The organism is Luteimonas sp. Soil_N_1, assembly GCF_057656255.1.
The window spans coordinates 242405-263607 of the sequence record NZ_JBDGKS010000001.1 but is presented as its reverse complement, the minus strand read 5'-3'; the positions used below and the strand labels follow the sequence as shown (position 1 = coordinate 263607).

Annotated in this window: 23 protein-coding genes; 3 read left to right on the top strand and 20 right to left on the bottom strand. The window is 63.9% G+C overall.

From position 1 onward, the window contains the following. Positions 1 to 87: 87 nt before the first annotated feature. Complete coding sequence (htpG, locus tag AC3A4E_RS01335) at positions 88 to 1989, bottom strand: molecular chaperone HtpG (protein WP_487629781.1); 1902 nt, start codon at positions 1987 to 1989, stop codon at positions 88 to 90. Positions 1990 to 2496: 507 nt separating this feature from the next. Between htpG and AC3A4E_RS01330 the strand changes: the two genes are divergently transcribed. Continuing rightward, complete coding sequence (locus AC3A4E_RS01330) at positions 2497 to 5283, top strand: TonB-dependent receptor (protein WP_487629780.1); 2787 nt, start codon at positions 2497 to 2499, stop codon at positions 5281 to 5283. 73 nt (positions 5284 to 5356) lie between these two features. Here the strand turns inward: AC3A4E_RS01330 and AC3A4E_RS01325 are convergent, their stop codons facing one another. The 6 genes from AC3A4E_RS01325 to AC3A4E_RS01300 form a co-directional block, all read right to left on the bottom strand. After that, complete coding sequence (locus AC3A4E_RS01325) at positions 5357 to 5776, bottom strand: DUF1801 domain-containing protein (RefSeq protein WP_487629779.1); 420 nt, start codon at positions 5774 to 5776, stop codon at positions 5357 to 5359. 54 nt (positions 5777 to 5830) lie between these two features. Next, complete coding sequence (locus tag AC3A4E_RS01320) at positions 5831 to 6421, bottom strand: cytochrome b (RefSeq protein ID WP_487629778.1); 591 nt, start codon at positions 6419 to 6421, stop codon at positions 5831 to 5833. Continuing rightward, a complete protein-coding gene (locus AC3A4E_RS01315) occupies positions 6418 to 7500 on the bottom strand; it encodes a catalase family peroxidase (protein WP_487629777.1) in 1083 nt (360 codons plus the stop codon). Before AC3A4E_RS01315 ends, AC3A4E_RS01320 begins: the two co-directional genes overlap by 4 nt. A gap of 108 nt (positions 7501 to 7608) precedes the next feature. After that, positions 7609 to 8013: a hypothetical protein gene (locus AC3A4E_RS01310; protein ID WP_487629776.1), complete on the bottom strand. Its 405-nt coding sequence runs from the start codon at positions 8011 to 8013 to the stop codon at positions 7609 to 7611. A gap of 107 nt (positions 8014 to 8120) precedes the next feature. Further along, positions 8121 to 8507, bottom strand: a complete 387-nt coding sequence (locus AC3A4E_RS01305; RefSeq protein WP_487629775.1) for a GFA family protein — start codon at positions 8505 to 8507, stop codon at positions 8121 to 8123. A 38-nt stretch (positions 8508 to 8545) separates the two neighbouring features. Further along, complete coding sequence (locus tag AC3A4E_RS01300; RefSeq protein WP_310147598.1) at positions 8546 to 8764, bottom strand: polyprenyl synthetase; 219 nt, start codon at positions 8762 to 8764, stop codon at positions 8546 to 8548. A gap of 434 nt (positions 8765 to 9198) precedes the next feature. On the opposite strand from AC3A4E_RS01300, the gene AC3A4E_RS01295 reads away from it, so the two are divergent. Beyond that, on the top strand, positions 9199 to 9729 hold the full coding sequence (locus AC3A4E_RS01295; RefSeq protein WP_487629774.1) for an energy transducer TonB: 531 nt from the start codon (positions 9199 to 9201) through the stop codon (positions 9727 to 9729). A 53-nt stretch (positions 9730 to 9782) separates the two neighbouring features. Continuing rightward, on the top strand, positions 9783 to 10460 hold the full coding sequence (locus tag AC3A4E_RS01290; protein ID WP_487629773.1) for a hypothetical protein: 678 nt from the start codon (positions 9783 to 9785) through the stop codon (positions 10458 to 10460). 53 nt (positions 10461 to 10513) lie between these two features. Here AC3A4E_RS01290 and AC3A4E_RS01285 read toward each other — a convergent pair whose 3' ends face one another. The 13 genes from AC3A4E_RS01285 to dcp all read right to left on the bottom strand — a co-directional run bounded on the left by AC3A4E_RS01285 (position 10514) and on the right by dcp (position 21171). Next, a complete protein-coding gene (locus tag AC3A4E_RS01285; RefSeq protein WP_487629772.1) occupies positions 10514 to 11053 on the bottom strand; it encodes a DUF1697 domain-containing protein in 540 nt (179 codons plus the stop codon). A 70-nt stretch (positions 11054 to 11123) separates the two neighbouring features. After that, positions 11124 to 11669 (bottom strand): DUF3833 family protein, encoded by a 546-nt coding sequence (locus tag AC3A4E_RS01280; protein ID WP_487629771.1) that lies wholly within the window; start codon positions 11667 to 11669, stop codon positions 11124 to 11126. Positions 11670 to 11879: 210 nt separating this feature from the next. After that, positions 11880 to 12155 carry a hypothetical protein gene (locus tag AC3A4E_RS01275; protein WP_487629770.1) on the bottom strand — a complete coding sequence of 92 codons (276 nt, stop codon included), beginning with the start codon at positions 12153 to 12155 and terminating at the stop codon, positions 11880 to 11882. 317 nt (positions 12156 to 12472) lie between these two features. Continuing rightward, a complete protein-coding gene (locus tag AC3A4E_RS01270) occupies positions 12473 to 12760 on the bottom strand; it encodes a hypothetical protein (RefSeq protein WP_487629769.1) in 288 nt (95 codons plus the stop codon). A 537-nt stretch (positions 12761 to 13297) separates the two neighbouring features. Then, positions 13298 to 13630, bottom strand: coding sequence for a hypothetical protein (locus AC3A4E_RS01265; protein ID WP_487629768.1), 333 nt, complete (start codon positions 13628 to 13630; stop codon positions 13298 to 13300). Positions 13631 to 13833: 203 nt separating this feature from the next. After that, positions 13834 to 14235, bottom strand: coding sequence for a hypothetical protein (locus AC3A4E_RS01260; RefSeq protein ID WP_487629767.1), 402 nt, complete (start codon positions 14233 to 14235; stop codon positions 13834 to 13836). 207 nt (positions 14236 to 14442) lie between these two features. Next, entirely contained in the window at positions 14443 to 15117 is a 675-nt protein-coding gene (locus tag AC3A4E_RS01255; RefSeq protein WP_487629766.1) for a hypothetical protein, read from the bottom strand. A 109-nt stretch (positions 15118 to 15226) separates the two neighbouring features. Continuing rightward, on the bottom strand, positions 15227 to 15556 hold the full coding sequence (locus AC3A4E_RS01250; protein WP_487629765.1) for a hypothetical protein: 330 nt from the start codon (positions 15554 to 15556) through the stop codon (positions 15227 to 15229). 22 nt (positions 15557 to 15578) lie between these two features. Continuing rightward, positions 15579 to 16169: a hypothetical protein gene (locus tag AC3A4E_RS01245; protein ID WP_487629764.1), complete on the bottom strand. Its 591-nt coding sequence runs from the start codon at positions 16167 to 16169 to the stop codon at positions 15579 to 15581. A 119-nt stretch (positions 16170 to 16288) separates the two neighbouring features. Further along, the gene (locus tag AC3A4E_RS01240; RefSeq protein WP_487629763.1) at positions 16289 to 16543 is read right to left on the bottom strand and encodes a hypothetical protein; all 255 of its coding nucleotides are present in this window, start codon (positions 16541 to 16543) and stop codon (positions 16289 to 16291) included. 161 nt (positions 16544 to 16704) lie between these two features. Next, positions 16705 to 17592, bottom strand: coding sequence for a hypothetical protein (locus tag AC3A4E_RS01235; RefSeq protein WP_487629762.1), 888 nt, complete (start codon positions 17590 to 17592; stop codon positions 16705 to 16707). Between the two features lie 451 nt (positions 17593 to 18043). After that, complete coding sequence (locus AC3A4E_RS01230) at positions 18044 to 18337, bottom strand: BRCT domain-containing protein (protein ID WP_487629761.1); 294 nt, start codon at positions 18335 to 18337, stop codon at positions 18044 to 18046. 680 nt (positions 18338 to 19017) lie between these two features. Continuing rightward, positions 19018 to 21171 (bottom strand): peptidyl-dipeptidase Dcp, encoded by a 2154-nt coding sequence (gene dcp, locus AC3A4E_RS01225; RefSeq protein ID WP_487629760.1) that lies wholly within the window; start codon positions 21169 to 21171, stop codon positions 19018 to 19020. Positions 21172 to 21203 lie beyond the last annotated feature (32 nt).

Below are 21203 nucleotides of genomic sequence, written 5' to 3'. Positions count from 1 at the left end.
TGCGTCCGGCCGTCTCACGTGCATCGGATCCATCTGGAGGATGCGCCCGCTCCGCTCCAGGGAATGGGCGCATCGGATCACCGGCGATCAGCCGCCCAGCAGCACCCGGTTCATCCGCTGCACGAAGGCCGCCGGATCCGGCAGCGGTGCGCCGGCGGCAATCTCGGCCTGCTCCAGCAACAGCGTCGAAAGATCCGTCGCCTTCGCATCATCCGCTTCGCTTTCGATCCGCTGCAGCAACGCGTGCTGCGGGTTGATCTCGAGCGTGGGCTTGCTCTCGGGCACGTCCTGGCCGGCTTCGCGCAGCAGACGGGCGAGGTGCGGGGCCATTTCGTAGTCGGCGAGTGCGAGGCAGGACGGCGAATCGGTCAGACGCGCGGACACGCGCACGTCGCCGACGCGGTCGCCGAGCAGGCCCTTGATGCGTTCGACCAGCGGTGCGGCGGCCGTCGCGGCTTCGGCCTGCTTCGCCTTGTCGGCCTCGTCGAGCGGCAGTTCACCCTTGGCGACGTTCTTCATCGACTTGCCGGCGTACTCGTGCAGGCTGCCGAGCATCCATTCGTCGATGCGGTCGAACATCAGCAGCACTTCGATGTCCTTCGCGCGGAAGGCTTCGAGCTGCGGGCTGCCGGAGGCGGCCTTGTGGCCATCGGCGGTGATGTACCAGATGGTGTCCTGGCCGACCGGCATGCGGCCGACGTAGTCGTCGAGCGACACGGTCTGCGATGCGCCCTCGCCCTTCGTCGACGCGAAGCGCAGCAGCTTGGCGATGCGCTCGCGGTTGCCCGCGTCTTCGACGATGCCTTCTTTCAGCGTGTTGCCGAAGGCCTTGTAGAACGCGGTGAACTTTTCGGGCTCGTCGCGCGCGAGCTTCTCGATCAGATCGAGCACGCGCTTCACGCACGCGCCCTTGATGCGGTCGAGCTGGCGGTTGTGCTGCAGCAGTTCGCGGCTGACATTGAGCGGCAGATCGTCGGCATCGACGACGCCGCGCACGAAGCGCAGATAGTTCGGCAGCAGTTCTTCGGCGGCGTCCATGACGAACACGCGCTTGATGTAGAGCTTCAAACCCTTGCGCTCGTCGCGCCCGCCCATCATCAGATCGAACGGCGGCTGCGACGGTAGATACAGCAGCGTGGTGAAGCTCTGGCTGCCTTCGACGCGGTTGTGGGTCCATGCGGCCGCGTCGTTGAAGTCGTGGCCGAGCGCCTTGTAAAAGCCCTGGTATTCCGCGTCGGTGATCTCGGACTTCGGCCGGGTCCACAGCGCGGATGCGTCGTTGGCGGTTTCCCACTCGGGCGCGGCGTCGGCCTTCTTTTCGTCCTCACCCTCGGCCGGCGACGGCGCGTCCTTGGGCATGCGGATCGGGAACGCGACGTGGTCGGAATACTTCTGCACCAGCGAGCGCAGCTTCCAGCCGTCGAGGAACTCGTCCTCGTCGGCCTTGAGATGCAGTACGACGGTGGTGCCGCGCTCGGGCAGGGTGACGTCTTCGAGCGAGTACTCGCCGCGGCCGTCGCTTTCCCACTTCACACCGGCCTCGGGCGCTGCACCCGCGTGGCGGGTCAGCACGGTCACGCGATCGGCGACTACGAAGGCCGAGTAGAAACCGACACCGAACTGGCCGATCAGGCGTGCATCGGCCTTCTGCTCACCGCTCATCGCTTCGAGGAAGCGGCGCGTGCCGGAGCTGGCGATGGTGCCGATGTTGGCGACCACGTCGTCGCGGTTCATGCCGATGCCGGTGTCACGGATCGTCACCGTGCGCGCCGCCTTGTCCCAGCTGACATCGATGTGCAGCTCGCCGTCGCCCGCCAGAAGGTCCGGATTGGCGATCGATTCGAAGCGCAGCTTGTCGCAGGCATCCGAGGCGTTGGAGATCAGCTCGCGCAGGAAAATCTCCTTGTGCGAGTACAGCGAGTGCGTGACCAGGTGCAGGACCTGGGCGACTTCAGCTTCGAACTTGCGGGTTTCGGCGGTTGCGGTCATTGCGTGCGGCGTCCGTGTGGATGTGGTGCGAGCGCTCGATATTGGTCTGGATGACGGGGAATCAAGGCGCTCCGGATGGCCCGCGCCGGGGCCGGGCGTCGATGGACGCTGTGGCTGGGCGCCAGATCGGCGGATACGGTCAAGACGCGCTCCGACCGACATCACCCCCGACTGTCACGGGAATCGGCGCGTCGAACCCTTCTGACAACAGACAACCCATCCAGGCGCGTCGCCTTGTTGGCCCTGCGGGTTTGCAGGGGAGGACCAGACCCGCTGAAACCTGTGCGCCTGCGCAGCGTGAATACGCAAATAATCTCTTCCGACATTATGAATAGGCCGATCCGCTAAATATCCGTTGAATATTCAGGCAGGTAAATCCGCTTAATAGCATTTCGTCACACGGCCCAGACGTTAACCAAATATTAACTGGCGCCGAATCGCTCGACATCGGACGTGGATCGATCCAGCACTTCTCATCCACGCAAAACCACGTTCGAGGATGTCCAGATGAATGCGATTTCCAGTCGTTTCCGGGTACGTCGTACCCGGCTCAGCCTTGCCCTTCCCGCCGCCCTGTGGGCCCTCGCCCTGCCGGTGGTGGCCAATGCGCAGAGCGCCAACGAAACGCCCACGAATCTCGACCGCATCACGGTCACCGGTTCCAACATTCCCCGTACCGATACCGAAACCGCTTCGCCGGTGCAGGTGATTTCCCGCGAACAGATCGACCGGACCGGCAAGACCACGGTTGGCGAATATCTCCAGAGCCTGTCGGTCGACGGCGCCGGGTCGGTACCCAAGAGTTTCGGCAACGGCTTTGCCGGCGGCGGTTCGGCGATCTCGCTGCGCGGGCTCGGGGCCGGCTCCACGCTGGTGCTGCTCAACGGGCGGCGCATGGCGCCGTTCGGACTCGCCGATGACGGGCAGAAGGTGTTCACCGACCTCAGCACGATTCCGCTCGATGCCGTCGCGCGGATCGAGGTGCTCAAGGACGGCGCCTCGTCGATCTACGGCTCCGACGCGATCGCCGGCGTCGTCAATGTGATCCTGCGCAACGATTTCGAAGGCGCCATCGCCACCGTGTCCTACGGCTGGTCGGGCGACGGCGGCGGTGACCAGCCCAAGGCCTCGCTGACCGCCGGTACCGGCAGCATGAGCGAGGACGGCTACAACGCGTTCTTCAGCATCGAGGCGGCCAAGACCGATGCGATCCGCGTGCGCGACCGGCGTGATCGCAAGTGGATCGGCACCGGTGACCTGCGGCCCTACGGCTATGCCATCGGCACCAACCTGCCGGGCCGCATCACCGGTGGCGGCACCGGCGCGGGCGGCGGCCCGAGCGGCGCGGTACAGAACCCCATCACCGGCCGGTTCGAATCGCTGCCCGGCTGCGCGGGCCTCTCGGACGTGACCCCGCAGGATCCGGCGGGCGGCTGCCTGTGGGATGTCGCGCAGTTCCGCGACCTGTCGCCCGAAGAGGAGTACGTGAACTTCTTCTCGCGCGCCGCATTCGCCGTCGGCGACACCGGCGAGCTGTACATGGAACTCAGCGGCGCCAACAAGAAGACGATCTTCCAGAACACACCCTCGGGCGTGTCCGGTGCATGGGGCTTCCCCGGCGGACCGGTCAATGCCAGCGATCCGGGTCCGGGCGCGACCGTGCTCGGCCCCGGCCATCCCGACAATCCGTATCCCGGCACCGCGAACCGCCTGCGCTACACCGCGTTCGACGTCGGCCCGCGCGTGACCTACAACGACAGCCGTTTCGTGCGCCTGCTGTTCGGCTTCAAGGGGTCGTTCGGCGCCTGGGATTACGACGTCGGCTATCTGCACTCGGGCACCGACTTGACCAACGAGCGCACCGGCTTCCTGCAGTACAGCCACGTCAAGACTGCGCTGGAGGATCCCAACAGCCCGGTCGGCTACTGGCGCATCGGCGACAACGGCGGCCAGAACTCGCAGGCGCTGTACGACTACATCTCGCCGCGCATCACCGCGAGCGGCCGCACGCGGCTGGATGTCTTCGATGCCAAGGCGACGCGTCCGTTGATGGATCTGGCCGGCGGTGCACTCGGCCTCGCCGTCGGCGCGGAATACCGCCGCCAGTCGGTGCTGCTCACGCCGCAGACCTTCACCGACCAGGGCGACATCATCGGCCTGGGCTATTCGGCCTACGGCGGTGTGGAGAAGGTCGCCAGCGCGTACGTCGAACTGCAGGCGCCGGTGCTCGAGAGCCTCGAGCTGACCGGCGCGCTGCGCGTCGACAAGTACGACGGCGGCGATACCTCGACGACGCCCAAGGTCGGCGTGAAATGGTCGCCGACCGACTGGATCGCACTCCGCGGCACCTACGCCGAGGGCTTCCGCGCACCGAACCCGGCCGAGTCCGGCACCGGTGGCCTGGCGGCCTTCAGCACTGCGGTCGATCCCGTGCGCTGCGCCGCACCGGGCAACGAACCGCAGGACTGCGACGCCGGCCCGATCGCGCTGATCACCTCGCCCAATCCGGATCTGAGCCCCGAGGAGTCGAAGAGCACCACGCTCGGCATCGTGCTGTCGCCGTGGACCGGCGGCTCGCTCGCGGTGGATGCGTTCCGCATCAAGCGTACCGACGAGATCTTCGGTGGCAGCGCCGATGCGGCGATCGCAGCGGGCGGCGACAACGTCGTGCGCGGCACCAACGAGATTCCCGGCACGCCCGGCAGCGGCTCGATCCTCGCGGTGCTGGTGGGCTACGAGAACGCGTCGTCGACCACCGTCGAAGGCTTCGACGTCGACATGGAGCAGCGGTTCGATCTGGGTGCGGGCAACCTGCGGCTGGACCTGCAGCTCACCCACATCAGTTCGTTCGAGCGCGAAGACGTCGACGGCACGCTTCACGAGTTCGCTGGCACCCACGGCAACTGCGATGTGACCAACTGCATCGGCACACCCAAGAACAAGGCGAACTTCGGCGCGACCTGGGAGATGGATGCTTTCTCGATCAGCAGCGTCGTCAACTGGCGCGACAGCATCCTCAACATCGCCGAGGAGGGCGACGACTGCGCCAACGGATTTGCCAACGGAGACGACGCACCCCGCGGCTGCAAGCTGGCCTCGTTCTACACGGTCGATCTGTCGGCGCGCTGGATGCCGACCGAGTCGTGGGAAGTGTTCGGCTCGGTCAACAACGTGACCGACCGCATCGCGCCGCTCGATCCGCTGACCTATGGCGCGATCAACTACAACCCGATGGATTTCAGCGGTGCGATCGGCCGCTACTTCACGGTGGGCGCGAAGTTCAAGTTCAACTGAGAACGCTGCAGGCTGCATGACCGGACGCCCCACATGTCGGGGCGTCCGCATCTGTGCGATCGCACTGCAGGCATCAGACGTGCGCAATCCACTGCCGCAGCAGGCTCTGCACCGCATCGGCGCGCGCTTCGACATCCGCGTGACCGGCGAACGTCAGCAGTGCGCGGTCGGGCGATGGCCAGCGCAGCAGACCGTCGGGATCCTCGATCGCGAGTCCGCCACCAGGCAGCGTGCGGGCGTTCGCCCCCCTGTGCAGGACCAGACCGATGCCGGTTTTCGCACGCAGATGTGTCGTCGCGAAGTACTCGGTCGTGCGCCAGCTCGGCGCGTTCCACTTCACACCCTCGGCGATCGTCGGATGAACGCCGAGCACCAGCGCGCGCAGGCGTTGCACGGCGTCGGCGTGCGGGTGGTCGAGCGTTGCCATGAAGGCATCGACCGCGACCGAGGTGTCGGCCGGCGTGCTGTGTCGGGGACGGGCGGTCTTCGCCATGGCTGGACTCCTGTCGAAGGAAGCCAGCCTAGCGAAGCGGGTGTCGCAGGTGGCTCAAGGCGCGTCGATCTCCGTGCGCGTGGCAACACGATCGTCGTGCGGACGCGGACCCAGCGGCACCGGCGCCATCGTGCGGTAGACACCATCGCGACGCACCCACGCGTGATACAGCGCGGCGGCGAGATGCAGCAGGATCACCGCGAGCAACGCACGCGCCAGCCACGTATGCGCGGCGCGCAACACGCTGTAGAGAGCGGGATCGTGCGGCGCGATCGCAGGCAGATGCAGATCACCCCACACCACGACCGGATTGCCGGCTGACGACACCATCGCCCAGCCGATCAGCGGCATCGCGAACATCAGCGCGTACAGCGCGACATGCGACGCGTGCGCAGCAGCGCGTTGCCAGCGCGGCAGGTCACGCGGCAACTCGGGTGTGCGACGCCGCAGCCGATGGATCATGCGCACGATCACCAGCACCAGCAGCGCGATGCCGATCGGCCGGTGCAGCATGAGCAGCGAGGGGCGCAGCGTCATCGACGACACCATGGCCACGCCGACGAACAGCATCGCCAAAATCAATACCGCCATGCTCCAGTGCAGCACGCGGGCGAATGCGTCGTGGCGATCGGTCGGGGCGCTCATCGGGCGGCCTCCGGCGGTGGTGTGCCATCGACATCGGCGCCGCGTGCGACCTCGCGCTCGCGACGATCGAAGGACTGCGCGTACACGGCCGCGCGTGCGGCGAGGATCGGATCGTCCGACAGCGCGACGCCGGTCGGGATGATGGTTGGATCGAAGTTCAGATCGCGGCACGCACCGGTCGCCTGGTCCTGCGCGTCGGTCAGCACGACGGTGCCGACGACGACCTGTTCGCGATCCTCGGGCCATGGCGTGCTCGGATCGCTGGCGTCGTCGCCATCGGCAGCAAGTGTCGCGACCATGTCCCAGCGGAGCGGCCCATTCGCGAGCCGCTCACGCAGTTCTTCCTGCAGATAATTGCCTTCCGCCGCCTCGCGCTGCGCCGCGGTCATATCGACGAACGCCGCCTGCGGACGCATCGACCAGCGCACCAGGCGCTCACCGCCCTCGCCGGTGAAGCGGTAGGCGTGGATGCCGTTGTACTGCGTGTTGGCGAAGCTGTCGGACCACGGCGCGGACTTCGCCCACGCGGCGAAGCGCTGCGCTTCGGGATGCTGCGCGGCGAAGGCGGCCATGCGTTCGGGATCGGGCTTGCCGGTCGCCGGATCCGGCGCCGACGCGCGCGTCTGTTCCGCAAAGGTCTCGATCGACGCTGCGCCGAAGAACGGAAAGCTGTTCATCGCCATGCGCCACTCGCTGCCGTCGGCACCCTTCAGCACCAGCGCCATGCTGCGCACGCGTGCCTGTGCATCGAGACCGTAGGGCGAACCGCCGCCGATCGACATCCGGCCGAGCACCGGCGTACCGGTCCGGGAAAACACGCTGGCCCGGCTGAGTGCCGCGCCGTCCGGGTTGCCATCGAAATGGCCGACGACGCAGACGCCCTTTGCATGCGCACGACGGAAGCCGGGATACGGCGTCGTCGACGTCGCCTCGATGGCATCGGTCATGCGCGTGGCGGTGAGCCGGTCCGGCGTCAGCCAGCCGGCGGTCCAGGCGAAGGCACCGCCTACGGCAGCGACGATTGCCGCGATCGCGACATAGGCACCGGTGCGGCGGCGGGGTGCGGTTTCCTGCGACATGGACGCGGCTCGTGGCTCGACGCGCGGAGCGTACGACGCGGCTGCACTGGCAGTGGTGAAGACGCCCGGGAGACGCCGACGCGACCGGGGCAGCGTCGGCGTGAGCCGTCAGGGCTGGTAGCAGGCGCCGGTCGGATCGATCTCGATCTGGATCAGTTCACTGCCACCACCGCCCCAGACGTTGCCGCCGGTGAAGATCAGACAGCCTTCTTCGCGGAACAGCGCCTGCAGGCGCGTGGCGTCGTTGCCGAAGTAGAACGGAATCCAGCGCTTGCCCGATTCGTAGGTATGGAAGCGGTCGGGCGCGCGGTCCATCAGCTCCTGTACGTCCTGCATGCTCATGCCGATTTCCAGCGCCGCGAACTTGCTGCCCTCGGGCGCCGTGCCGACGATTTCGCCAGTGAACGTGCCGTCCTGCGACTGCACTTCCCGCGTCTGACCGTCGTTGGCTGCGACCATCCCCGACGCTGCCATCGCCAGCGCCAGTCCGGCGCCGATTCCCCAATTGCGCATTGCAATCCCCTTGCGTGCTGCGTCACCGGAATGGCGACGGCGGGGCGATGCTAGCAGGCGGTCGGACCGGCGGATCGGACCTGCCCTCCCGCGGTCGCGGACTGCGGTCAGCGCGGTGGGTTCTGCGGGATCCCGCCGTCCACCACGACGGACTGCGCGGCGCCATTGCTGCGCCCGATCTCGCCAATGGCGGTCATGTCGACTCCCTCGATGCACGCCAGATTGAAGCCGTACTCGTTCGGCGCGCTGCGGCGCTGGTGGTGCGTGTAGATGCCGCAGACGCTGCAGAACCAGTGCTTCGCAAGCCTGGTGTTCCACTGGTACAGGCTGAGCACATCGGCGCCACGGGTCACGCGCAGGCGGTCGAGCGTCACACCGGCCATCACCGCGCCCTTGCGGCTGCAGATGGAGCAGTTGCAGCGGCGGATGTTCTCGAAGCCGTCGATCAGATCGATCTCGAACTCGACTGCCCTGCAATGACAGGTGCCGATCATCGTCTGCAGTGCAGGCTGCCCTTCCGCAGGAACGCTGGTCACTTCTTCAGACCCGCCACGACTTCCGACACGTTGAGACCCAGCTCGAGCTGCAGACGCACGTACTCGCGCTCCTTGCGCGACAGGCTGCGGCCCATTTCGATGCGCACGTCCTCCGCCTGCATGATGCGGATGATCCGCGGCATCGCCGAGCCGATGGCGTCCGGGCCGTAGCCGGCTTCGCGCAGGGCCGCGATGAGAAGCGCTTCGAGTTCCATCACACATCCAGATCGATTCAGAGGCGTGCATTGTGCGCCAGACACCGCGTACCGACGCCGCACGGCCCGCGAGCGTCTGATGTGGCCCTGACACGATGCGCAGGTGGAGAGCGACGTCCCGGCCTGCGGCCTCCGTGCCGCCAACGCCCCATCGCGAGGGTTCGCTGCGAACGGTCAGCCAGCACGCTGGCGCGTGAGGAACGCCGACGGTGCAAGTTGCCGGTTGGCACCGTTGCGCCATCCCATCCGCCCGCGGGACGGTTACGCTTCGGCAGCCCACATCGGGCGATCAGCTGGAGGAACTCGCGATGCGTCGACTGGGGGCTTGCTTCGCGTTGCTGTGGCTTGTGGGCTGTGCCTCGCAGCCCGTTCCCGTGATCGAACGTGACGGATGCCGCGTGCTGCCGTCCACGGCGTCACTCACCGATGTCCGCATGCACGCGCTCACACTGAAGCAGGACAGCAAGGGCTGTCGCGCGGTCGGCAGCGCCCCCACGCAGGACATCGCGGCCATGCAGCAACGGGCGCTGGTGGTGGTGGCGACCTCGCACTGCAGCGCGACCGCGACGCCCGGGGAGATCCAGCAGACCAGCACCCGGGGCGCGACGTCCTACGGATTCACGCTGCTGATCTCGGCCAGGCCCGATGCCGTCTGCGATGGACCTGGCGCACGCGATCGCGACACGTCGGCAGTGTCGATCGACGAAGTCTCCCGCCGGAACAATCCCCCACGCTACCCACCGGTGATGTCCCACGCCGGCGTCGAGGGCCGCGTCATCCTGAGCATCCTGGTGGACGGCAACGGCGCCGCTGCGGCCACGCTCGTGCAGACGAGCAGCGGACAGGCGGCCTTCGACCAGTCCGCCACCGAGGCCGCGCGCAAGTGGCGGTTCAATCGTGACGGCGCGTCCAGGCCCGCGGGTATCGCCGTGGTACGGGTGCCGGTGCGGTTCGCAATCGACTGATGTCCGATGCCGATACACGCCCGCAGCTTCGGTCCCGGCGCCGCGTGACGTCCATGAAGCTCACCCGTCTGCTCGGCATCTACGCACTCTGCATGGGCCTGATCTTCGTGTTGCTGCTCGTGTGGATCGTTCTTGTGTACGCGATCAATGTCTACACCACAGCGACGCTGTCGGCCGAGGCCATCCTCAACACGATGCTGACCGGGCTGCTGAGCGTCGTCGGGCTGCCGATCGTGCATCGTGCTGTGTACCGGCATTACTGGGCCATCAGTCGCAAGCTGGCGTCCGGCGAGCTGCAGGTCGGCGACCACATACCGGTCATGGGCGTCGCGCCCAGCCCGCCGGTGCCGCGGGTCCGCAAGACGCGCTTGCAGATCGCGCTTTACGTTGCGCTCTACGCACTCGCAATGGCATCGCTGCTCGCCGCATACGCACCCTTCGGGCATCAGGAAGCGTTGAACGCCTTCCTCGCCCGTTTCAGCTTCGGGCGCAGTTCGTTCTCCAGCCTCGCCACGCTGGTGGTGGTGTACGCACCGATGGCGATCGGACTCGGGATCGCGATGCCGCTGCTGGAGATCGATCGCAAGCGCATGCAGTCACGCGCACTGCCTGCGACCGAAGCGCTGCGTCTGCAGCTGCGTCAGGACTGGGTGCTCTCGTTCGTGATGTCGTACGTCACCGTCAGCTTCCTCGCGTTCTTGACGGGCAACATGATCCTCAATCATCTTTGAGGCGCACCGCATGCTCGAGCGTTCACTCGCGCCCCGCAGTCACCCAAGCTGCATCACACTGCATCGAGCAACGCACGCAGTTTGAGCACCGTCGCCCAGTTGCGGGTCGTCAGTGCACGACCTGCCTTGCCCAACAACGCAGGCGCGACCTTGCTCTCCAGCAACCCGGCCGGACATTCCAGATAGCCGGCGTCGCCGGTCACGACCAGCCGCTCCGGCAACACCGCCAGCGGCTGCAGATCGGCCAGCATCCGCAGCGCGCCCGGTGCCTGCGCGAAGATCACCAGACACCGCGAATGCTCTGACTCGGCTGGCGCCATCGGGCTCTCGCTGGCGATGCGGTCCAACTCCGCTGCCGACTTGACGATGACCGGCGTCGACACACCCAGCTGCGCGGACAACGCGTCGGCGATGGTCTGCGCGAACTTCGACGTCGAGCGCACCGGCGCGGTGACCACCGCATTACCGCTGTTGAGCAACGTCCGCGCCTGCGTGCAGCCCAGGGATTCGAGCAGTTGCTTGAACGCCGCCATCGGCACGCGGTTGCCCTTGCCGACATTGACGCCACGGAGCAGAACGACGAAACGGGGCATGGCGGTCGCCTGGAAATGTCAGGGAAGCGGCGAGTGTGCAATGACGCAAACGGTGCAGCGACTGAAGCCGTTACCGGCCCGGATCAACCGGGTCGTCAGAAGCGGACGCGGGCACCTTGCGCGTAATCGTCTCTTGGAGACGGCCGATCGGAATGCCGAGCAGTCTGACCACGCCCACGTTGTCGATAGTGCGCCCGTCCGCTGACAGCACCAGTTCCTGATGCATGAACACCGGGCCCTTGACCCGATAGCGCAGCGACAGGCGCGGCCCCGAGACCGTCGCCTCGACTGGCCCTGCAGCGTCGCTGAGCGTTGCCGCGTAGCGATGCGCCGCGGTGCGTGTCATGACCCAGAAGCGCGACTGCGGCGGCTCGCCGGCGAAGGTGATGGTCTGATCCAGACGGAACGTCCCATCGCCCTGTTCGATGCCGTGACTGATGACGTGAAACGCGCGCGGTTTACGAAAGACGAATTTCAGTTTGCCGCGGCCTGTGCTCTCACCCGCGAATCCAGTGCTAGGCGTAAACGCTATGGGCGCCTGCGCTGTGGCCAGCGGACATGCCACGGTCGCCGCAGTGAGCAGTGCAAGGCACAGCCATTTCAGTGTTCTCGTCACACTCTAAGCCTGCCCGGAGCGGACCTGCATTGTGGCGGAAAAGCGGCTGTTGATTGGGCTCGGCGTTGCGAGCCCAATGCAATTGCGGCGTAAGAGATCCACACCCGAGTCCGAGTGCGACAAGTTCTTTGAGGTGTTGCTCGGCGTCTCCAACCCCGATGCGCCGGCGTCGTGAATCAGCGACGAACCCGCACAGCAAACCCGAGCCCGTTACCGGAGCGCCTGCGTCACCCCGATCGCAAGGGCAGCCGAGAGCAGCCAGACCACGCCACGCGTGAGGAAGGCCTTGTCGACAGCGCCTCGACCCACCGCCTGATTCGGCCCGAAGCCCACGACGAACGCATGTGCCGGCAGGGCAACGGCCAGCAGGAAGGCGACGACCATCAGCATGGTGTCGTCCGCCAGTCGCAACCAGAAGACCGACATCGCGGTGCCTGCGACGATGCCTGCAAGCGCAGCCGTGATCGGTGTGGGCGTGATTCTCAAGGTGTCCGGACCATTCGCTTCAGTGCCGGAAGTCTAAGCGAATGCGTCTTCTGCATTCGCAGGCAGACGTGATGCAGGCCTGGTGCAGTCCAAGGGCCGAGTCGAGGCAAGCCGTGACGCGGCATCGACCTCACGCAGTCATCCGGCCCGGACGGCGGACTGCCCCGCGAACGGACAGGCCTGTTTCAGAGAAGCGGCAGCGCGGTCATGCCGGCTGCCGGGCGTTGAAAGAAACGCTCAGAGCTTCCTGGGCAGGCCGCCTCGGAACTCCGGCAAAGTCCGACGAAACCAGGTAAGCCCGGTGCTGCTCCATGCAATCAGTTGAGTGCCCTGCATGCCGACACGGCATCGTTCGGGGCCGGGTCATCCAAGATGCAGATCACGAACTTCGACGACTTCTCGAGCGTGAAAGTGAATCGGTTCCGGCTGTCCGACTGATAGTTGGCACGCACGATACCGCTCGACGTGATGCGCCAACCCTCGTTGAGCAACGCCTCCATCGAACTCTCCAGCGGCGACCATCTCGTTGGAACATCTTCCGATGCGACAACTCCCATCGACGCCAGGAACAAGGCAACACCCACTGCAGATCCCGATCGCTTCATTGCTTCCGTCCTCATGAGGTCAAGTGAACCCGTACCTGTCTGGCCGGGCAGCCACCTAGCAACCGCTTGCGCCGCCGTCGCTTCCACCACTATCACCGCAACTGACGCCACCGCTCCCGCAGCTTGCGCCATTGTGACCGACCGATGCACTCGCGTCTGACGATACCGCTGTGGAGAAGCCAAGCGTTCTATGAGAGATCGATGACAGGCAGACCACTGATCCGAGAATCGGGACAAGCCAGATGAATGCAAGTTGGAACGCCCGGTGGGCTCTGGATACGCCCGGTACGCGAACAACCGCAATCGTTGCGAACACGTTGATGACCGAAAATATTGCGAGCGGCAGCAGAAGCAGCCAGTCCATCGGTTCCATCGAAACCTCCAGTGCGGCCAAGCGTTGGTATCAAGCCGATTCGCAAAGCGAAAGTGGACCGTACTGCGCTGCCATAACACGCGCAACGCGCACTGCGCCAATGCAACGCGATCGGGGTTCGCCGCAGGAATGTCCTTCTCGCTGCGCTCGCCTGGAACACATGGTCAGCCCTTGGACAGCGGGTCCAAGGGTATCGGCTCATAGCCGTTTCCTCGACCACTGAGCCAGTTGAGATGCACCTTGCCGGCGCCGAGGAGATGAGACCGAGCCGCGTCGAACAGCGGGTCAGCGAGATCGGCGTCTGTCAGGCGTCTGGAATCTCCATCCACCTCGACCCCTAAGAAGTGAGCCTCATCCGACGTGTCCGTGTAGCTCGGTGCAACAAAGCAGGCGGCGCCATCCGAGAAGCGGTAGATGTCGTACTCGTAGTGGTAGTCATAGAAGCCATCAGCGTCCGGCTCGCTCGCATCAACGTGACGGGTGCATTCGATGCGCATGACGGGTCCTGACTTGGGAATCAAGCCGCGCCAATACGCGGCGTCGGCTTGAATGAGTCGCCAGATGCGGCCGCGAATTTTTCAAGCCTGTGAGAAACGAATCAGATCACGGTCGGCAGGCTCAGCCGGCGAGCATGCGTAACAAAACTGTCTCTGACAACGTCAATCTTTTTTCAGTCGCTGCCGGCCGCTCATGCCGCGGATCAGATTTCGACGTACTCGCCATTGGAGAAGTCATAGACCAGAACCTCCCCATTGGATCTCACTTCATACGAGTTAGCCATGGGCGACGTCTCCGGGGCGCCGCCGCAAGCTTCGTTGTGGCTTTCGCGCGCACTCATTTTCCACGAAGCGGCTTTCGCGCCCGCAGGCAGATCCGTTTCCGTCATGAAGCTTAGACATTCGAGATCGACCTGCTGCGCCTTCAGTGCAGCCGTGAGCAACGTGAACGCGCGCTCCTCGGAAATCTCTGCCAACGCAGCCGGGGCGCGCTCGCTTGATGCAGTCGGCGATGTCGACGTCTGGTCAGGCCCCTGCGCCGGCGGCGCACATGCGGCTAGCAATGCCACGATGGCGAGTGATGCTGCGTACTTCGTTGATGTCACGTGACACTCCTTTTCCACTCTTGATGACTGCTTTTTTCTGCACATTGGATCGAGTATCGACCGCACTGTCCGAAGAGGCTCTGGTGCACCCGTCAGGTGACCGCGGCACCGATATTCTCGTTGATCGCCTGAATGCCGTTCCACGCAAGAACCACGTGAGATTGCCGCCGTTGCCCGGTCGACGTTGTTCGGTAGCCAGTGTTCCCACTACCAGGACCTTTCGACGTGCCAGCCCGTACCGTCACGCTTGAGGCGCGCCTCACGAGGCGACCCGGACCCGTCACAGTAGATTCGCTGGATGAGAATCAGCGCCGAGTCATTCGACTGATGCACTGCCGCCCGACTGACCCTGATAAGCCGAGGCGTTCTTTGCAGTGTGCAGTTCGTTTCGCTGCCGATCTCGTCGAACGTGTTCGAGTCCCTGACGTAACCGATACCGGCCACACCAGGATCGGCCATCTCGAACCGGATCTGTGACAGTTCATCGAGGCGTTGCATCAGCGCGAGCGGCAACGAGTGGTCCCCTCGGTCGAACGGATCCGATCCGTTGCGCAGGTGGCGATACTCATACTTGCGCCCGTCGACATCGACATCGGACCAGGAGAACAACGTTGCCGAGCTGCGATCGAAGTAGATCGGCTCTTCCGGGCATCGTCCATCGGGATCGCACAGCGGTGGTCTGTTTCTCTCGTCGACCAGCAGCGCTCTCACAATTTCCCTTTGCTCGGAGTCGGAGGCCGCGGCAATGTCACGGTCCTGCGCGAGGCGTTTCTGCCGTTCCATCCAAGCGTCCGCCGCAAGCGGGTACAGCACGAGTACGGCCGACAACGCGACGCCCGCACCGCTCAGAAACAGAACAATCGCCGGGCGAATCCTTCGCATCGTTTACTCCCTGGATACAGTCGTGCCTGCGCGAAATGAATCTACAGCAGAGTGAAGCAGAGCCGGCGGAGCCTGGCACCCTGACGCCTTCAGAACGCACGGCAGGCAACTACTCGGCGGGCACAGGCGCCAGACCTGAGCCAAGGTAGTGTTCATCGTCGTCACCCAGTACACGCGCGCCCAGCGCGGATGCAATCGAGATCGCCTTCTCCAGCATCGCGTCGTCGGGGGATGGAATGCGGACTTCGCCCCTGTCCCAGAACAACGGCCAGGGCCTATCGGGATTACCGACGAACAGGAAGTCGTCATCGCCGTTGTCCGGGTCGGGGATCAGATCGGCGTCTGATTCCACGCGGCTCGACCATTCGGATCGCGCGATGTCGGGGCCCGCGTCGTCGGCCCAATACCGGCGTCGGGTGATGTGGATGTCGTATGCCATGGCGTTGGGCTCCTGGCTCCGGTCAGGGCGGTCCCGGAACAGAAATCAAACGATTAGTGTCGGCCGCCCGCCCTGCAGCGAGCAGCGCATAGGCACCTGGAAACGCGAACACTTCGGGCGGCAATGGACCACAAAGTCGCTGCCTTGGAACCTTGCGACCCAGCCTCGCGACACGTCGGCGTAATGATTTCCACCATTTCTCCGTGACCGGGGCCGCCGGATTGCCGATCGCATGGTACGTGTTGCCGATCCACTCGAATGAAGACAGTCCACAGCAACTGCCCGCATCCAGTCCTCCGGTGTGAAGATTCAGCCAGATGACGCCGGGATGCCCTGCACCGAAGTACGGCGTGCCGGGATCGGCCCCCGCTCTCGCTTCCGTCCACCCGCGCCAGGGGTCCTGCACCAGTCCGATCAGCTCTCCATGTACGGCGGGCAGCAGCGGTAACGCACCACTGGGCACATGCCAGAGACCGATGCGGCCGGTCGCGTCGGACCTGATCGCCTCGACTGCACGCCATCGACCCGGGCCATCGGCTGTGAGACAGGCGATCTCGGAATCTTCCGACAGCATGCCGATGACCAGCGCGGCGTCGGATTCTGTGAGGTACATGGGCAACCAGGGCATCGATCTGGATTCCGGCAACGAATTGGCGCAACGCGTCGACGCCACACCGGGCCGAATGAACTGCGCTGGGAAAAGTGACTCTCACCCTGTGACTGGTGGCTGCGTCAGAACAACAGTGTGCCAATGACGAAGACGGCCGGAATCGACAGCAGACCGTAAGCGATCCGGGTTGCGCGATAGGCCGACGTGTTCGGGACAAGTCGCTTGCCCCAGGCCCGCATCGCAAGCGCAACCACCACCAGGGCCGGCAGAAAGAGCAGTGCCGACAGGTACCCGGCGCTCCCTTCGAACGTCGATGCGCCCGCGATGTAGGGGACGAGGAACGCAATTGCACCTGCCACAGTCACCGCGGCCAGCACCGCAAAACATCGATGTAGGGCGCTTGTTCTCATGGGACCCTTGGGCGTGACGTAGCGCTAATCCCTTCGCAATCTAAGCAGCGCAACGCTTTCATAGAATTTAAGTGAACCTAACCCCGTTTTCGTTGGGGCCGCGAAGCGGTCGCGGGTTGAACGAATCGTTAGACCTCACCCTTATCCTGTATGAGATCCAGTATTTTCAACACTTCCCAAGCGTACGACGGCGAACCGTTGTAGTCATAAAGTACATTGCTAAGAAGGCTCTCGCGACTGCTCTCGGGGTCGCTGGAGTTTATCTCATAGCTTTTCTTCAGGATCTCAATTCCTTTTTGAATTGATTCCGCGTCATTGATAGGTCGCTGGGTCGTAACTTGCATCGGTCCAAGGGTTGCTTTGCCAAAAAGCCGAACCTTTGCGAGCTCAAGAGGCGCATACAGTCGAGGCCTGTTTAGTGATTCAAAGATCATTACTGAATATATTAGATCCTTGTCTAAGTCACCGGCGAATTCGTCGACCGCGCGCCAATGACGGTGTTTGAGTTTCTTGTACTGTTGAAGGACATAACGTTTAACGCGCTTATTCTGAGCAGAGTCGTCTGTCGAGATGCTGTTCAAGGTTTGATAGAGGAAAGCAATAACGCCAAGCCAAAGAGCGCTTCCGAGTTCGTTGGATGATGGGAAGAAGAATTCTCTTTTGGAAATTACTAGGTCGTAAGCGGCTATGGAGCACGTGATTGACAGCGCGGCGATGAAGAAGAATTGCAGGTGGCTAACAATTAGAAGGCGATCCGTCGCAACGTTGAAGATGAAGCGGAAGAAAAAGTAGAAGACCACGACTCTGTAGATGTCAGTCGCGAGTTTGTCTTGACCAATCCAGTAGAAGAGCGCGGCCAGAATCGTGATGTATGCAACAGGCGCAAAAACGCGATAGGTGAGATTGAACGCGGGCGAATCATTGAATGGCTGGTTGAATGAAAGCTCAACATAGCCGAGATGGAGGGAGTTCTTCCCAATCCAATTTGCGAAGAGGAACAGCAGTACGGCAGCCATTGCTTGGAATATGAGCGGCGTCATGGTTTCGTGAGGTCTAACACCGGAATTAAGCCGCGTCGCGGCGGGGCATCGGCTTGAATGAATTATTAGTCATCAGCTCATCTAAGCTCGTAGTTGACAAAATTGTTCCACTCGTCAATCGCTTCTCGCAAAGCCTCTTGGTGCTTGCGTACTGCATCTTCTTGCTCCTCGACAAAGTCATTAATGCACCGCTTGTAGTCCTCAACGTCGTCTTGGAACTGTCTTACCTCCCAATCCGAGTCGAATTGGTAAGGCTTAGAGGGCTTGGAGCAGGAATGCGAGGGGGTGAAAACGTCTGCCTGCGCTGAGCTGACGAACAACACAAGAAGCAGTACGGAGATAACCATTCGAAAGCGCATAGATGTTCCCTAATGCCTAACGCCTGAATAAAGCCGCGCCGCGAAGCGGCGTCGGCTTGAATGAATTGTTAGGCCGATACCTCGCCTGTTGCGAGAAGATTCTCGAACTGGGCTCTGGTAAGCAGCCTAACCCCCTGTGCCGTTGCTTTTGTAAGCTTTGTAGGCCCGGCGGCCTCTCCCGTGCAAAGAAACGCGAGATCTTTTGTCACTGATGTTGCTACGGCAAGCATGTGCTCCTGCGCCATGCCTATCAGCTCTGCCTTCTCGGAGGCCGAGAACCCTGTGAAGCAGACCTGCATTAGCTTGTCTTTACGCGGAGCGGCGTTCGCATAGACCCAGTCCCAGCCTTCCGTCTCGGTCATGGCCGCAATCCGATCAGGCGAGAAGGGACTCTTGGCTTTCAGGATGCGGGTCAACCTTTCACTTGGCATAGCGGCCTAACGCCTGAATTGAGCCGACCCGCGAAGCGGGTTCGGCTTGAATGGATTGTTAGGCGGCTGGCCGATGACCTACACGCGCCGCCCACCAGCCGAGAAACACACAAAGCAACAAGAAAAAGACCGTGAGAATCATTGCAAAGTGGACTTGACGGCAGCGCAAGTGCTCTGCGAACAGCGAGAAGCCATTGCTACAAAAGCCAGAAGCCAAACTTGCGGCGGAGAAGATCCACAGAAAGCAGTAGAGAGCGCAGAGCCCACACAGGACTGATCCGCTTATCAGCAAAGCTCGACGTGCCATGTTGCTCACCCCTGCCGCCTAATTAGTGCTCAACCCCGGATGCTGGGTGTTGCACCCGAGTATGGCGCGTCGGCGTGTCTCCTGCCACGCAGCAAAATTTCATACAGGATCGGTCGCTTGCGCCGTTCCTGCCTGTCGCCCTACGAAAGCGAATGCCGCGTTATGCGGCATCCCGCTATCCAGCGCATTATCAAGCGTTTTCGCCGCATAACGCAGAGATCGATTTACGCGCACAGGAGAAAGGCGGCCCCGGGGCCGCCTTTCTGGATGCTTCAACTCAGTCCACGCAGGCACGCATCGCGTTTCACTTCAACCCACGATGCTCCAGCAGCGGCTCCACGCTCGGCTCCTTTCCGCGGAACTCGCGATACGCCACGGCGAGATCCTGCGAGTGGCCGATCGACAGAATCTTGTCGCGGAAGATCTGGCCGTTCTCGCGGGTCAGGCCGCCGTTCTCGCGGAACCACTGGAAGGCGTCGTGGTCGAGGACTTCGGCGCCGAAGTAGGCGTAGTAACCGGCCGCGTAACCACCGCCCCAGATGTGACTGAAGTAACTCGTGCGGTAGCGCGGGGGCACGGCGGCGAGGTCGACCTTGTACTTCGTCAGTGCCTGCGTCTCGAAGGCATCGACGTCCTGCTTGGCTTCGCCGGCGGGCAGCGTATGCCAGGCGAGATCGAGCAGGGCGGCCGAGAGGTACTCGGTGGTGGCGTAGCCCTGGTTGAAGGTGCGCGCGGTGACGATCTTGTCGACCAGTTCCTGCGGCATGGCTTCGCCGGTCTGGTAGTGCTTGGCGTAGTTGGCGAAGACCTTGGGGTCGAGTGCCCAGTGTTCGTTGAACTGCGAGGGGAACTCGACGAAGTCGCGCGGGGTGTTGGTGCCGGCGACAGACGGGTACTTGGTGTTGGAGAAGAAGCCGTGCAGGGCGTGGCCGAACTCGTGGAACAGGGTAGTCACGTCATCGAAGCTCAGCAGCGCGGGCTGGCCGGCGGCGGGCTTGGTGAAGTTCTCGACGTTGTAGACGACGGGAATGGTGCCGGTCAGGCCGTTCTGCTCGACGAAGTTGCCCATCCAAGCGCCGCCCTGCTTGCTGTCGCGCTTGAAGGGATCGAGATAGAACAGGGCGAGCTGCTTGCCGTCGGCGTCGAAGATGTCGAACACGCGCACGTCGGGGTGGTAGACGGGAATGTCCTTCCGCTCCTTGGCGGTGATGCCGTAGAGCTGGTTGGCGGCGAAGAACACGCCGTCGTTGAGCACGCGGTCGAGCTCGAAGTAGGGCTTGATCTGCGATTCGTCGAGATCGAACTCGGCCTTGCGGACCTGCTCGGCGTAGAAGTCCCAGTCGGCGGCGCCGGCGGTGAAGCCGCCGTTCTGTGCATCGACCACGCCCTGGATCTTGGCGAGCTCGGCGCGCGCGCGCGCGGTGGCGGCGGGCACGGTGTCGGTGAGCAGCTTCATCGCGGCTTCCGGCGTCTTCGCCATCTGGTCGGCGATGCTGTAGGCGGCGTAGTTCGGGAAGCCGAGCAGCTGCGCCTGGCGCGCGCGCAGTTCGGCGAGGCGCTGGATGGTGGCGCGGGTGTCGTTGGCGTCGCCCTTCTCGGCGCGGCCGGTGGATGCGGCGAGCACGCGTTCGCGCAGGGCGCGGTTCTTCAGCGAGGCGAGTACCGGTTGCTGCGTGGTGTTCTGCAGCGTGAGCAGCCACTGGCCGTCCTGGCCGGCGGCCTTGGCGGCATCGGCGGCGGCGGCGATCGCGCCTTCGTCGAGGCCGTCGAGTTCGGCGACGTCGGTGACGAACACGCCGCCGGCATTGCTCGCGGCCAGCAGCTTGTTGCCGAACGCGGTGGACAGCGTGGACGACTCGGCGTTGAGCTTGCGCAGCTCGGCCTTGTCGGCATCGTTGAGCAGGGCGCCGGCGCGGACGAAGCCGTCGTGGGTGTGTTCGACGACGGTCTTCTGCTCAGGGGTGAGGCCGAGCGTGTCGCGCTGGTCGTAGATGGTCTTGACGCGCGCGAACAGCGCCGGGTCGAGATGGATGGCGTCGCTGTGTTCGGCGAGCTTGGGCGCCAGCGCTTCCTCGGCGGCCTGCAGGGTCTCGTTGGTGTTCGCGCCGGTGAGCATGAAGAAGACGTTGGCCGAACGGGTCAGCAGTTCGCCGCTGCGCTCCATGGCTTCGATGGTGTTCTCGAAAGTGGGCGCTTCGGGGTTGTCGGCGATCGTGCGGATCTCCGCCAGATGCTGCTTCATGCCTTCTTCGATGGCCGGCTGGTAGTCGGCGTCTTTCAGCTTGTCGAAGGGCGGGGCCTGGAACGGCAGCGCGCTGGCGGTGAACAGGGCGTTCTCGGTGGGCGCGGCGGTGGCGGCGGTATCGGTGGCAGGCATCGTGGGCTCGGCAGGGGTGCGGTCGCCGCAGGCGGACAAGGCCAGCGCGATCGCGGAAGACAGGAGCAACGTACGCAACATAGGAGGGAACTCCGGAAAGACAACGCAGGGAT